This window comes from Variovorax sp. GW823-FHT02B07, assembly GCF_058797695.1.
On record NZ_JBXAJX010000008.1, the window covers coordinates 92,730 to 106,284 of the forward strand.

12 protein-coding genes are annotated in these 13,555 nt (G+C 69.8%); 3 read left to right on the forward strand and 9 right to left on the reverse strand.

Annotated features, from left to right (window positions below; translation table 11 throughout):
• Positions 1-54: 54 nt before the first annotated feature.
• Entirely contained in the window at positions 55-741 is a 687-nt protein-coding gene (locus tag AC1RGU_RS27625; RefSeq protein WP_070063030.1) for a TetR/AcrR family transcriptional regulator, read from the reverse strand.
• A gap of 11 nt (positions 742-752) precedes the next feature.
• Positions 753-1,988 (reverse strand): CaiB/BaiF CoA transferase family protein, encoded by a 1,236-nt coding sequence (locus AC1RGU_RS27630; RefSeq protein WP_492699426.1) that lies wholly within the window; start codon positions 1,986-1,988, stop codon positions 753-755.
• A gap of 100 nt (positions 1,989-2,088) precedes the next feature.
• On the opposite strand from AC1RGU_RS27630, the gene AC1RGU_RS27635 reads away from it, so the two are divergent.
• The 3 genes from AC1RGU_RS27635 to AC1RGU_RS27645 are packed head-to-tail and all read left to right on the forward strand — an operon-like array spanning position 2,089 to position 5,063.
• Complete coding sequence (locus AC1RGU_RS27635) at positions 2,089-3,084, forward strand: Bug family tripartite tricarboxylate transporter substrate binding protein (protein ID WP_070063028.1); 996 nt, start codon at positions 2,089-2,091, stop codon at positions 3,082-3,084.
• Positions 3,081-3,851 carry an enoyl-CoA hydratase/isomerase family protein gene (locus tag AC1RGU_RS27640; protein ID WP_492699428.1) on the forward strand — a complete coding sequence of 257 codons (771 nt, stop codon included), beginning with the start codon at positions 3,081-3,083 and terminating at the stop codon, positions 3,849-3,851. Before AC1RGU_RS27635 ends, AC1RGU_RS27640 begins: the two co-directional genes overlap by 4 nt.
• Before the next feature lie 45 nt (positions 3,852-3,896).
• The gene (locus AC1RGU_RS27645) at positions 3,897-5,063 is read left to right on the forward strand and encodes an acyl-CoA dehydrogenase family protein (RefSeq protein WP_492699430.1); all 1,167 of its coding nucleotides are present in this window, start codon (positions 3,897-3,899) and stop codon (positions 5,061-5,063) included.
• Here the strand turns inward: AC1RGU_RS27645 and kdpE are convergent, their stop codons facing one another.
• The 7 genes from kdpE to kdpA are packed head-to-tail and all read right to left on the reverse strand — an operon-like array spanning position 5,064 to position 13,554.
• Positions 5,064-5,765 (reverse strand): two-component system response regulator KdpE, encoded by a 702-nt coding sequence (gene kdpE, locus AC1RGU_RS27650; protein WP_062480698.1) that lies wholly within the window; start codon positions 5,763-5,765, stop codon positions 5,064-5,066. It abuts the gene before it with no gap.
• An 8-nt stretch (positions 5,766-5,773) separates the two neighbouring features.
• The gene (locus AC1RGU_RS27655) at positions 5,774-8,518 is read right to left on the reverse strand and encodes a DUF4118 domain-containing protein (RefSeq protein ID WP_492699432.1); all 2,745 of its coding nucleotides are present in this window, start codon (positions 8,516-8,518) and stop codon (positions 5,774-5,776) included.
• A 13-nt stretch (positions 8,519-8,531) separates the two neighbouring features.
• The gene (locus AC1RGU_RS27660) at positions 8,532-8,666 is read right to left on the reverse strand and encodes a hypothetical protein (RefSeq protein WP_307581936.1); all 135 of its coding nucleotides are present in this window, start codon (positions 8,664-8,666) and stop codon (positions 8,532-8,534) included.
• On the reverse strand, positions 8,656-9,012 hold the full coding sequence (locus tag AC1RGU_RS27665; RefSeq protein ID WP_062473825.1) for a hypothetical protein: 357 nt from the start codon (positions 9,010-9,012) through the stop codon (positions 8,656-8,658). Before AC1RGU_RS27665 ends, AC1RGU_RS27660 begins: the two co-directional genes overlap by 11 nt.
• A gap of 13 nt (positions 9,013-9,025) precedes the next feature.
• Positions 9,026-9,619, reverse strand: coding sequence for a potassium-transporting ATPase subunit KdpC (gene kdpC / locus AC1RGU_RS27670; RefSeq protein ID WP_159274790.1), 594 nt, complete (start codon positions 9,617-9,619; stop codon positions 9,026-9,028).
• Between the two features lie 13 nt (positions 9,620-9,632).
• Positions 9,633-11,741 carry a potassium-transporting ATPase subunit KdpB gene (gene kdpB, locus AC1RGU_RS27675; protein ID WP_492699435.1) on the reverse strand — a complete coding sequence of 703 codons (2,109 nt, stop codon included), beginning with the start codon at positions 11,739-11,741 and terminating at the stop codon, positions 9,633-9,635.
• Between the two features lie 13 nt (positions 11,742-11,754).
• Positions 11,755-13,554: a potassium-transporting ATPase subunit KdpA gene (gene kdpA, locus AC1RGU_RS27680; RefSeq protein WP_492699437.1), complete on the reverse strand. Its 1,800-nt coding sequence runs from the start codon at positions 13,552-13,554 to the stop codon at positions 11,755-11,757.
• Position 13,555 lies beyond the last annotated feature (1 nt).

A 13,555-nucleotide genomic window follows, 5' to 3' on the forward strand; every position in this document is an offset into this window, starting at 1 on the left:
CCATCGGCCCGGCCCGCAACCCGGCGTTCGACTCGATTCAGCCGGCGTGGCGCCTCACCTCGGCCGCGAATTGCGGCTGCGGGGCCCCTGCCATGCGTCGGGGTCTTGCGCGAAGCTTTGAACAATCATCGTCGACAGCTCTTTTTGCACCGCGCGCAAATCGACCGTCGATTCTTTCAACAGCGCCTGCAGCATCACGCCACGCAGCGCCCCCAGCACGATGACGGCAGCCGTGGCGGGATCGACGCCCTTTCGCATTTCGCCTGCCGCGATGGCGGCCCGGAAGTGCAACGCCAGGAAGTCGATCACGCTCTGGTTGTAGCGCCCCAGGCTTTCGCCGGTTTCGGAATCGTCGGTGGTGGCCTCGGCCATCAGCACCAGCAAGGCGCGGGTGTTGGTCCATCCGCCATCGGCGCGCCCCAGGTACACGTCCACGAAGGAAAGCAACGATGCCATGCCCTCGTCGGCCGGAGGGCTGCGCTCGAGCTCGTGCATGAAGTTCTGGTTGATGTAGGCAGCCAGCGCACGCAGCAGCGCAGGCTTGCTTCCGAAATGATGCGCCGCCAGGCCCCGGCTGTAGCCGGCCGCCTCACCCACTTCGGCGAGCGTCATCCCGACCCACCCCTTGCGCGACACGATCTCGCGGGCCGCTTCGAGCAGGCGTGCCTCAGCGGCTGCGCGGCGCTCCATCTGCGTTCGGCGAGGGAGCGTGGTGTTCGGCGATTTGGCGGCGGTCCTCATGGGCCCGAAGTCTAACGACGCGATGCGGCATCCTTCACCACGCCGGCGCTGAGCAACCGGTCGATCCGGTCGCCGGCATAGCCCAGCTCCCCGAGGATCTCGTTCGAGTGCTGCCCGAGCAGTGGCGCACCGCTGCGGATCTGCGCCGGCGTCGCGCCAAACAGCGTGGCCGGCCGCGTGGTCCGCAGGGCGCCTTCCGAGGGATGGTCCATCGGCTGGAACATGCCGACCGCTTTCAGGTGCGGGTGCTCGGGCAGGTCGTCGATGCGCCAGATCTGCGTGGCGGGAATGTCGAGTTCTTCGCAGATCGCGACCCACTCGGCGGTGCTGCGCGTCGGTGTCAGGCTGTGGAGCTCGCGATAGAGCTCGCGAACGCTCGCGTTGAGCTTGTGCCGGTCCGACAGATCGTATGCACCCGCCAGGTCTTCCCGTCCCACGCGGCGGAACAGCGCGAGCCACTGCTGCGGGCTGTACGGCAGCATGGCGATGTAGCCGTCCGACGTCGGTGCCGGCTTGCGCCCGCCGCTCACCACGCGCCCATAGCCCGCGGGTGCGGTCGGCGGATCGAAGGCGAGCCCGCCCATGTGCTCCACCATGGTGAACTCGACCATCGTCTCGAGCATGGGCACTTCGACGTACTGGCCGTTTCCGGTGCGCTCGCGATGGAACAGTGCCGCGAGCACCGCATTGACGACCACGATGCCGGTGGTTTTGTCGGCCATCAGCGTGGGCACGTAGTCGGCCGTTCCCGTGGACTGCCACATCAGCCCCGCGACACCGCTGGCGGCCTGAATGATGTCGTCGAACGCCGGCTTGGCATGGTCCGGTCCGTCCTGGCCGAAGCCGGTGGCCGCGCAGTAGACGATGTCGGGACGTACCGCACGCAGCGCGTCGTAGCCCAGGCCCAGGCGTTCGATGGCGGGAACGCGCATGTTGTGCACGAAGACATCGGCGTCCGCCGCGAGTTCGAGCAGGATCTTCCGGCCTTCGGCGCTCTTGAGGTCGACCGCCAGGGAGCGCTTGTTGCGATTGATGGCCAGGAAGATCGAACTCATGCCGGCGTGGCGCGACACACCGTTGGCGCGCATCAGATCGCCTTCGATCGGCTCGACCTTGATGACGTCGGCGCCATAGTCGCCCAGGATCTGCGTGGCAACGGGTCCGAGCACGACCGAGGTCAGGTCGAGCACGCGAACGCCCTTGAGCGGTCCGCTCGCCGCTGGTGCCGTGGGGGGCCGTTTTTCCATGAAGGTTCTCTGCTGATGTGGTGAGGGTCATCTTATCAACTTGCTTGTCGATCAACAAGTAACTTCATAGAATCCGGCCTCCACCACAGGAGACACGTTCATGAACCCTTTGTCGAAGATGCTGCGCGCCGCGGCGTTCACGGCCGCGCTGGCATCCGCCGCGGCACCGTTCGCACAGGCCCAGCCACAACAGGCCGCCGCGACCTATCCGTCCAAGCCGATCCATTTCGTCGTGCCTTTTCCGCCCGGCTCCGGCACCGACGTCGGCGCACGCTTCTTCGCGCGAAAGCTGGGCGAGCTGGCAGGACAGCCGGTGATCGTCGAGAACCGCGCGGGCGCCAACGGTTTCATCGCCGTGAAGGCCGTGACCTCCGCGCCTGCCGACGGCTACACCCTGCTGATGGGCAGCAACTCGACGCTGGCCACCAACGTGGCGCTGTTCAAGCAACTGCCGTACGACCCGGTGAAGGACCTGGCCCCGGTCTCGACGCTCATGCGCTCGCCCATCGTGCTCATCGTGCCGGCCAACTCGCCCTACAAGACACTCAAGGACCTGATCGATGCGGCGCGCGCCAAGCCCGGGCAGCGCACCTATGCATCGGGGTCGGCCGCCTACCAGCTCATGGGCGAACTGTTCGCCGACAAGGCCGGCATCCAGCTGCTCAACGTGCCCTACAAGGGCGCGCCCGATGCAGTCAACGCCACCCTCTCCGGGCAGACCGATCTGGGCTTTTCCGACATCACCGCCACCATGGAGTTGCTGCGCGGCGGCAAGATCCGCGCACTCGCCATTGCGGCCGACCAGCGCCTTGCCGGCCTGCCCGATGTGCCCACCGCGCAGGAACAGGGCATCGGCGGCTTCAGCGCCGACACGTGGACGGGCGTCGCCGTGGCGGCCAACACGCCGAAGCCGGTGGTCGACAAGCTGTCGGACATGTTCGTGAAGATCCTCGCCATGCCCGAGACGCGAGAGTTCTACGCCAAGCAGAACGTGATCACGATGAAAGGCGGCCAGGACGAGCTGCGCGACTTCCAGCGCGAACAGATCGCCGTCTGGAAGCGCATCGCGGCGGCCGCAAGGATCGAACTCCAATGACCGATTCGCCCTCCATTTCCCAAAGCCGCGAGGCCCATGTCGTCACGCTGACCCTGCAGCGCGGCCCGCACAACTTTGTCGATGCCGGCACAATGCGCGACCTGGCCGACCGCCTGGCCGCACTCGACGACGATGCGGGCTGCCGCGCCATCGTGCTCGCGGCCGAAGGCAAGTCGTTCTGTGCCGGCGCCGACTTCTCGGGCGTTCCCTCGGGCGGCCAGGCCGTCGACCCCGCCGACTTCTACACCCATGCCATGCGGCTCTTCGACGCTCGAAAGCCGTTGGTCGCGGCGGTGCAAGGCGCGGCGGTGGGCGCGGGCGTCGGGCTTGCGCTGGTGGCTGACTTTCGCGTGACCTGCCCCGAAGCGCGGTTCAGCGTCAACTTCAACCGGCTGGGCTTTCACCCCGGCTTCGGTCTGAGCCACACATTACCTCGCCTGATCGGCATGCAGCAGGCCTCGATGCTGTTCTACACAGGCCGCCGCATCGACGGCAGCGAAGCGCTGGCCATCGGCCTGGTCGACGAACTGGTGACGGCCGACGAGGTGCTGGCCCGCGCGCAGGCGCTCGCCCAGGAGATCGCCGAGTCGGCGCCGCTCGCGGTCCAGAGCACGCGCGCCACCTTGCGCGCCGGCTGCGCGCAGGACGTGCGCGCAATCAACCAACGGGAGCTGGCCGAGCAACAGGTGCAATTCCTGAGCGATGACTTCCGTGAAGGCGTCAAGGCCATGGCCGAGCGCCGCACGCCGCGCTTCACCGGTCGCTGAGCGACCACTCGATCAGCTTTGCACAGACAACGACGGAGTACCTGAATGAATTTCGAACTCGACCCCGAACACCAGACGCTCAAGGAGCTCGTCGCCAGCTTCGTGCGCGAAGACCTGCTGCCGCTGGAACCGGCCCTGCTGCAACGGGAGGCCGCTGGCGAACCCTGGGAGCTCTCGGCCGATGAGCACGCGCGGCTGGACACCGTGTCGAAGGCTCGTGGCCTGTGGGGCCTCGATGCGCCCGCCGAAATGGAGGGCCTCGACCTGCCGGTGGTGGCGATGGTCGGGGTGAACGAGGAATTCGGCAAGACCATCACGCCCTACGAGCTGCCCCCCGACTCGCCCAACCTGCGGATGCTGCTGACCGCCGCCAACGACGCGCAGCGCGCCGCCTACCTGGCCCCTTACGCACGCGGAGAGACGGTTTCGGCCATCGCCATTTCGGAGCCCGGCGCGGGCGCCGACCCTTCGGCCATGTCGACGCGCGCCGTGCGCGACGGCGACGACTGGGTTCTCAATGGCCGCAAGATCTGGATCAGTCGCGCCGCGCGCGCGGACTGGACCATCGTCATGGCCGTCACGGACAAGACCAAGGTGGGGCGCCCAGCCATCTCGGCGTTCATCGTCGACCGCAACACCCCGGGCTTTCGCGTCGAGCGTCGCATCCCCATGATCGGCGGCGTCTCGACCTACGAGGTGCTGCTCGAAGACTGTCGCGTACCGCATGCACGCCTGCTCGGCCAGGAAGGCCAGGGGTTCGCGCCGATGCAGGCGCGCCTGTCGAGCCGGCGCCTGCAGATGGCCGCATGGTGCGTCGGCCGCGCCCAGCGCGCGCTCGACATGATGTGCGAGTACGCACCGCAGCGCAGCACCTTCGGCGCCTCGCTCGCCGAACGCCAGACGGTGCAATGGTGGATTGCCGACGCGGCCACGCGCATTCACGCCTGTCGACTCATGACCTACGAAGCAGCCGCGCGCATCGATCGTGGCGACGAGGCGCGCAGCCAGGTCTCCATGGTCAAGGTGTTCGCCACCGAGATGGCGGGGAAAGTGATCGACCACGCGATGCAGATGTTCGGCGCCATGGGCATGACCAAGGAAATGCCACTGCATCAGATGGCCAACGAGGCGCGCCTGATGCGGATCTACGAAGGTCCGAGCGAAGTGCACCGCTGGGTCGTGGCGCGCGAACTGCTCGGCTTGAAACGCTGACTAGACGACCAGCCGGTACCCCACCGCCGTCTCCGTCAACAGATGCTTCGGCTGCGCCGGATCGGCCTCCAGCTTCTGCCGCAGATGCCCCATGTAGATGCGCAGGTAGTGGCTCTGGTCCGTGTGCGACGGGCCCCACACCTCGCGCAACAGCTGCCGCTGTGTCAGCACCCGGCCGGCGTTGGCCACCAGCACCGACAGCAGCCGGTACTCGGTCGGCGTGAGGTGCACCTCGGCGCCGGCGCGGCGCACGATGCGTGCGGCGCGGTCCAGTTCGATCTCGCCGAAGCGGAACACGGCCTCGGCGGCCGGTTCGTCGCCGTTGCCACCGGCGGCGCGCGGTCGGCGCAGGTTGGCGCGCACGCGGGCGAGCAGTTCGCCGGTGCCGAAGGGCTTGGTGAGGTAGTCGTCGGCGCCGGCGTCGAGCGCGGCGATCTTGTCGGCTTCGTCGGTGCGGGCCGAGAGCACGATGATCGGCACCTGCGACCAGCCGCGCACATCGCGGATCAGCGACACGCCGTCGCCGTCGGGCAGGCCCAAATCAAGCACCAGCAGGTCGGGTTGCCGCGTGCCGGCGGCGGCCAGGCCGTCGCGCAGCGTGCCGGCCTCGTGCACCTGCCAGCCTTCGGCCTCGAGCGCGCCGCGCACGAAGCGGCGGATCTGCGGCTCGTCTTCGATCACGATGGCGGTGGGGGATGGCATGACTGGTTTCAGAGCTGGGCTTCAGCGGGTTCGGGTGGCTCGCGGCGCGGCAAGGTGACGGTGAATTCTGCACCGCCGTCGCGCGCATTCGCCGCGCTGATCTCGCCGCCGTGCGCGCTCACCACGGCGCGGCAGATGGCCAGGCCGAGGCCGACGCCGGGCGTGGCGGATTCGGCCTCGCCGCGCGTGAACTTGTCGAACAGGGTCTGCTCACGGCCGTGCAGCGCTGCGGGGAGGCCGGGGCCGTGGTCGCGCACGGTGAGCACCAGCGCGGCAGGCTCGGCGCGCGCGCCGACCTCGATGGGCGCGGCGCCGTACTTGGCGGCGTTCTCCAGCAGGTTGACGAGCACGCGCTCGATGAGCACGGCGTCGAACTCGACCAGCGGCAGCTCAGGGTCCCACGCGGTCTGCACGGTCATGCCGCGCAGCGCGGGGCGGGCGGCGCGAATGGCGGCGCCCACCACCTCTTCGACCGACTGCCAGTCGCGCCGCAGGTTGACCGCGCCGCCGGCCACGCCGCTTTCGAGGCGCGCCATGTCGAGCAGGTTGCTGACCAGCGCATGCAGCGCATGGGCCTGCGCGACGATGGCGCGCGCGGCCTCGCCGTGTTCTTCGGGCGGCAGGGTCTGCAGCGACTCGGCCAGCGCGATGAGCGCGGTGAGCGGCGTGCGCACGTCGTGCGAAATGGCGCCGAGCAGCGCGTTGCGCAGGCGCTCCGATTCCATCTCGACCACGGCGCGCTGCGCGACTTCGACGTAGTGCACGCGCTCCAGCGCGATGGCGATCTGTCGCGCCAGCGTGTCCAGCTGCTGCGCCTGCTCGGGAATGAGCAGCCAGCGCGGGCGGGCCGGGCACAGCGCGAGCACGCCGCGCACGCGCATGGGTGCGCGCAGCGGCACGTAGTGCCAGGGCTGCGCGGCGAGCGTGGCGGTGGCCAGGCCGGCGGGCTGGCCGTGGCGGAAGGCCCAGTCGGCCACCTGCGCGTCGAAACCGGGCGGCGGGTCGGCGGGGGGCACGAGCTGGTCGGCTGCGTCGGTGACCAGCACGCGCGCATGGCCGCCGAAATGGGCCTGCACGGCGGCGGCGCCGAGCGCGACGACCTGGGTGCTTTCGAGCGCGGCCGAGAGTTCGCGCGTGAGCTCGAACAGCGAACGCGCGCGGCGCTCGCGGCTGGTCGACACGCCGGCCGCGAAGCGCAGCCCGGCCGTGAGCTGGCCCACCAGCAGGCCCACGCCGAGCATCACGGCGAAGGTCAGCAGGTACTGCACGTCGCTGACCGCGAAGGACAGGCGTGGCGCGACGAAGAAGTAGTCGAAGGCCGCCACGTTGAGCATCGCCGCCAGCGCCGAAGGCCCGCGCCCGAAGCGCATCGCCACACCCACCACGCCGAGCAGGAACAGCATGACGATGTTGGACAGCTCCAGCACGCCCGTGAGCGGCGTGCACAGCAGCGTGAGCGCGATGCTGGTGGCCGCGGCCCAGGCGTAGCCGGGCCAGCGCGACTGCGCGCGCTCATCGTCGTCGTCGGCCTGCGTGGCGACCAGCGTCGCTTGCGACAGGCGGCGCGCGCTGTCGGCGCGGCCCACTTCGAGGATGTCGAGCGCCGGTGCCCGCTGCGCCAGCGCGCGGGCCAGCGGCACGGCCGACGCGCCCCACCAGCGCCGCCAATCGCGCACGGGCTCCGCGCGCCCGATGACCAGCGTCGCGCAGTTCAGGCGCCGCGCCTGCTCGGACAGTTGCTCCGCCACATCCGCACCGGTGAGCACGGCCGTGGCCGCGCCCAGTTCTTCGGCCAGCTTGAGCACGGCGAGGATGCGGTCGCGCTGCGCGGCATCGAGGCGCTGCAGCCGTGGCGTCTCGACGTACGCGGCATGCCAGCGCACGTTGAGCTGGCCCGCGAGCCGCGCGGCGGTGCGCACGGTCTGCGCCGCGCCCTCGTGCGGGCCGACGCAGGCGAGGATCGCACCCGAGGTGTTCCAGGCCTGCAGCGCCGCGCCGCCCTGCCCGTTGCCGCCGGGGCCCGACTGCTCGACGCGCCAGCCGCGCACGTCGTCCTCTACATGCTCGGCGGTGCGGCGCAGGGCGATCTCGCGCAGCGCGATCAGGTTGCCCTTGCGGAAGAAGTTCTGCGCGGCGCGCTCGGCCTGCTGCGGCAGGTAGACCTTGCCGGCCGCGAGCCGCGCCGTGAGCTCGTCGGGCGTGACGTCGACCAGCACCACCTCGTCGGCCTCGTCGAGCACGGTGTCGGGCACGGTCTCGTGCACGCGCACGCCGGTGATGGCGCCGACGGTGCCGTTGAGGCTTTCCAGGTGCTGCACGTTGAGCGCCGACCACACCTCGATGCCGGCGGCCAGCAGCTCCTGCACGTCCTGCCAGCGCTTGGCGTGGCGCGAGCCGGGCGCGTTCGTGTGGGCCAGTTCGTCGACCAGCAGCACGGCGGGCTTGCGCGCCAGCGCGGCGTCGAGGTCGAACTCCGCGAGCGTGCGGCCCCGGTAGGGCACCTCGCGCAGCGGCAGCGTGTCGAGCCCCGCGAGCAGCGCGGCGGTCTCGCTGCGGCCGTGCGTTTCGACCACGCCGATGAGCACGTCGCGCCCGGCCTCGCGCTCGCGCCGGGCGGCGCTGAGCATGGCCCAGGTCTTGCCCACGCCGGCGCTGGCGCCGAAGTAGATGCGCAGCTTGCCGCGCAGCGCGCGCGCCTCGTCGCTGCGCAGTTGCGCGAGCAGGGCGTCGGGGTCGGGGCGGGTCTCGGGCATGGGAGCGCGCAGATTAGCGCATTGGCGGTCCGTTCTTGCGCCGCCGTGAGTGTCGGCGCGCGGTGCGCGACAGCACCCACCAGGCGAAGCCCAGCGGCACGAACAGCGCCGCCATGGCCAGCAGCGCGTGCAGCAGGTCAGTGACCATGGCGCAGGCCGCAGCGCGCGAGGTGATCGCGCCAGCTCATGAGCCGGCCGATCTCGCCCGAAGGCACGCACTCGATGAGGCGGTGCAGCACCTCGGCGTAGCGCGCGGTCGGAAAACGGATCATCAGGCGCACGCAGGGCGCGTCGCTTTCCTGCGAGCTGCAGGCATGCAGCAGCGGCTCGCAGCGCACCACGCCGGCCTCGGCGCAGGCGGCGATGCTGCGGCGCACGCGCAGCGCGTCGGCGCAGCAGACGGTGACGTCGAGCACGTGGAACTGCGTCGTGCGCGGCGCGATCGGACTTCGCACGACGGCGACAGGATGTTCACGGTAGGCGGCATAGGCCATGGTTGTTTTCTCCTCAACGCACCGTCGAAGAAGCATCGAGCGCCAGGTTCAGCGCCAGCACGTTGACGCGCGATTCGCCCAGCACGCCCCACAGCGGCGACTGGGTGTTCTTCGCGATCAACGCGTTCACCTGATCGATCGGCACGCCGCGTTCGCGCGCCACGCGGGCGGCCTGGTAGTGCGCGGCGGCGGGGCTGATGTCGGGGTCGAGCCCGCTGGCCGACGCCGTGACGAGGTCCACCGGCACCGGCGCGGTGTTGCCCGGGTCGGCCGCGCGCAGCGCCTCGACGCGTGCCTTCACGGCATCGGCCAGCGCGGGGTTCAGCGGGCCCTGGTTGGAACCGCCCGAGGCGCTCGCGTTGTAGGGCTGCGGTGCGGTGGCCGACGGGCGGCCCCAGAAGTGCTTCGGGTCGCTGAAGTTCTGGCCGATGAGCGCGGAGCCGACGGGCTTGCCGTCGCGCATCACCAGGCTGCCCGCCGCCTGCGCGGGGAACAGCGCCTGCGCGGCGCCGGTGACGGCCGCCGGGTAGAGCAGGCCGGTGAATGCGCTCAGCAATGCGAAGAGCACGAGCGCGGGGCGGACGATGCTGCCGTTGTTGTTTTTCATGATGAAGAACTCCTCAGACCAGATGGACTGCAACCAGCAGCCAGTCGATCAACTTGATGCCGATGAAGGGAACGAGCAACCCGCCCAGGCCGTAGATGGCGAGGTTGCGGCGCAGCAGTGCGGCGGCGCCCACCGGCCGGTAGCGCACGCCCTTGAGCGCCAGCGGAATCAGGAACACGATGACGAGCGCGTTGAAGATCACCGCCGACAAAATGGCCGACGACGGGCTGGCCAGGCGCATCACGTTGAGCGCACCCAGCTGCGGGTAGGTCGACACGAAGATCGCCGGAATGATCGCGAAGTACTTCGCCACGTCGTTCGCGATCGAGAAGGTGGTGAGCGAGCCGCGCGTCATGAGCAGCGCCTTGCCGGTTTCCACCACCTCGAGCAACTTGGTCGGGTTGGAGTCGAGGTCGACCATGTTGCCGGCCTCCTTCGCGGCCTGCGTGCCGCTGCCCATGGCCACGGCCACGTCGGCCTGCGCGAGCGCGGGGGCGTCGTTGGTGCCGTCGCCGGTCATCGCGACCAGCCGGCCTTCGGCCTGGTACTTGCGGATCAGCGCGAGCTTGTCTTCGGGGGTGGCCTCGGCCAGGAAGTCGTCCACGCCAGCCTCGGCCGCGATGGCGGCGGCCGTGAGCTTGTTGTCGCCGGTGATCATCACGGTCTTGATGCCCATGCGGCGCAGCTCGGCAAAGCGGTCGCGGATGCCGGTCTTGACGATGTCCTTGAGCTCGACCACGCCGAGCACGCGGTTGCCTTCGGCCACGGCCAGCGGCGTGCTGCCGCGGCGTGCCGTTTCTTCGGCGGCGCGCAGCATCTCGGCCGGCACGCTGCCGCCCAGCGATTCGACATGGCGGCGCACCGCGTCGACCGCGCCCTTGCGCAGCACGATGGCGTCGACGTCCAGGCTGTTCGGCGCGGCCGGCAGGTCGACGCCGCTCATGCGGGTCTGCGCGGTGAAGGGCACGAAGCGCGCGCCGTCGACCGACGCCGCTTCGAGGCCGTCGCGGCGCGCGAGTTCGACGATGCTGCGGCCCTCGGGCGTCTCGTCGGCCAGCGAGGCCAGCATGGCGGCGCGTGCGAGGCGGCCCTTGGGCACGCCGGGCGCGGGCAGGAAGGCGCTGGCCTGGCGGTTGCCGTGCGTGATGGTGCCGGTCTTGTCCAGCAGCAGCACGTCGACGTCGCCGGCGGCTTCCACCGCGCGGCCCGAGGTGGCGATCACGTTGGCCTGCATCATGCGGCTCATGCCGGCCACGCCCACGGCCGACAGCAGGCCGCCGATGGTGGTCGGGATCAGGCACACGAGCAGCGCGACCAGTGCGGTGAGCGACACCACGGTGCCCGCGCCCGCCGCCTCGACGCTGAACACCGAGAACGGCAGCAGCGTGACGGTGACCATGAGGAACACGATCGTCAGCGCGACCAGCAGGATGGTCAGCGCGATCTCGTTCGGCGTCTTGTGACGCTTGGCCGCCTCGACCATGCCGATCATGCGGTCCAGGAAGGACTCGCCGGGGTTCACCGAGATGCGCACCACCAGCCAGTCGGACAGCACGCGGGTGCCGCCGGTGACGGCCGAGAAGTCGCCGCCCGATTCGCGCACCACGGGCGCCGATTCGCCGGTGATGGCGCTTTCGTCGACCGAGGCCACGCCTTCGATGACTTCACCGTCGAGCGGGATCACGTCGCCGGCTTCGACCAGCACGACGTCGCCCTTGCGCAGGTTGGGCGCCTGCTCGGGCAGCCACGGCGCGCCGTGGTGCGGCTGCTGCTGGTCCTTCAACTTCTTGGCCCAGGTGTCCTTGCGCAGGCCGCGCAGCGAGGCCGCCTGCGCCTTGCTGCGGCCTTCGGCCAGCGCTTCGGCGAAGTTGGCGAACAACACGGTGAACCACAGCCAGATGGTCACGGCCAGCACGAAGGCGGGTTGCATGCCGGTGTCGCCCGGGAAGCTCAGCGCATGCACCCAGAGCAGCGTCGTGAGGATGCTCCCGATGTAGACGATGAACATCACCGGGTTGCGCCACTGGGTGCGCGGGTTCAGCTTGGCGAAGGCGCCCCACAGCGCGGGCTTGACCAGCGCTGCGTCGAACAGCGAGAGGGAAGTTTTGGTTTTGGCAGTCATGGTGCGCTCCTTCTTATTTCCAGAGCACGAGGTGTTCGACGATCGGGCCCAGGGCCAGCGCCGGCACGTAGTTGAGCAAGCCGACCAGCAGCACGGTGCCGATCAGCAGGAAGACGAACAGCGGGCCGTGCGTGGGCAGCGTGCCGCTGGTGACGGGCAGGCGCTTCTTGGCGGCCAGCGCGCCGGCAATGGCGAGGACCGGCACGATCATCGCGAAGCGTCCGAGCCACATCGCCAGGCCGAGCAGGCCGTTGTAGAACGGTGTGTTGGCCGACAGGCCCGCGAAGGCGCTGCCGTTGTTGTTGGCGGCCGAGGTCAGCGCATACAGCACTTCCGAGAAGCCGTGCGCGCCGGGGTTCGCGATGCCGACCTTGCCCGCACCCGCGCTCACCGCCAGCGCCGTGCCCGCCAGCACCAGCACCGGCGTGACCAGGATGGCGATGGAGATCAGCTTCATCTCGCGCACCTCGATCTTCTTGCCGAGGTACTCGGGCGTGCGCCCGATCATCAGGCCCGCGATGAACACCGCGAGCATGGCGAACACCAGCATGCCGTACAGGCCGCTGCCGACGCCGCCGAAGACGACCTCGCCCAGCTGCATCAGCACCATGGGGACCATGCCGCCGATGGGCGTGAGCGAGTCGTGCATGGCGTTCACCGCGCCGCACGAGGCGGCGGTGGTCACGGCGGCGAAGAGGGCCGAGGCATCGATGCCGAAGCGCACTTCCTTGCCTTCCATGTTGCCGCCGCTTTGCAGCGCGCTGGCCACCTGGTCCACGCCCAGCGGGCCCAGCAGCGGGTTGCCGGCCTGCTCGGCGGGCGTGACGGCCAGCACCGCCACCACGAACAGCACCGTCATCGCCGCGAGCACGGCCCAGCCCTGGCGCAGGTCGCCGACCACGCGGCCGAAGGCGAAGCACAGCGCCGCCGGGATCAGGAAGATCGCCAGCATCTCCAGCAGGTTGCTGAACGCGGTCGGGTTCTCATACGGATGCGCCGAGTTGGCGTTGAAGAAGCCGCCACCGTTGGTGCCGAGCATCTTGATCGCTTCCTGCGAAGCGACCGGGCCCATGGCGAGCGTCTGCGTTTGGGTGGTGGCGTCTTCCATCACGGGGGCGCCCTTGTCGTCCTTCAGCGGCTGGCCGTCGGGGCCGTTCTTCGGTTGCTGGAAGGCCGTGGCCTCGATCGTCTGCACGCTCTTGTAGGCGTCGAAGTTCTGGATCACGCCCTGCCCCGCCAGGCACAGCGCGAGCACGAACGAGATCGGCAGCAGCACCCACAGCGTGACGCGCGTCACGTCAGCCCAGAAGTTGCCGACCAGGCCCTTGCCGTCACCCCGGCGCGCAAAGCCGCGCACCAAGGCGAAGGCGACCGCGATGCCGGTGGCGGCGGACAGGAAGTTCTGTACCGCCAGGCCGAGCATCTGCGTGAGATAGCTCATGGTCGACTCGCCACCGTAACCCTGCCAGTTGGTGTTGGCGACGAAGCTCACCGCCGTGTTGAAGGCCGAGTCGGGCGACACCGCGCCCATGCCGGCCGGGTTGAACGGCAGCCCGCCCTGCAGGCGCTGCAGGGCATAGAGAAAGATCGCGCCGATGGCGTTGAACGCCAGCAGCGCCAGCGCGTAGCGCAGCCAGTGCATCGACTGCTCGGGCTGCGTGCCCGCGAGCCGGTACAGCGGTGCTTCGACGCGCTGCATCCAGCGCGGCACGCGCTCGGCGCACAGCGCGGCCAGCAGCTTGCCCAGCGGCCAGGCCAGCACCAGCAGCGCGCCGAGAAAAAGGGTCAGCAAGACCCAGGCCGAGGTTTCCATG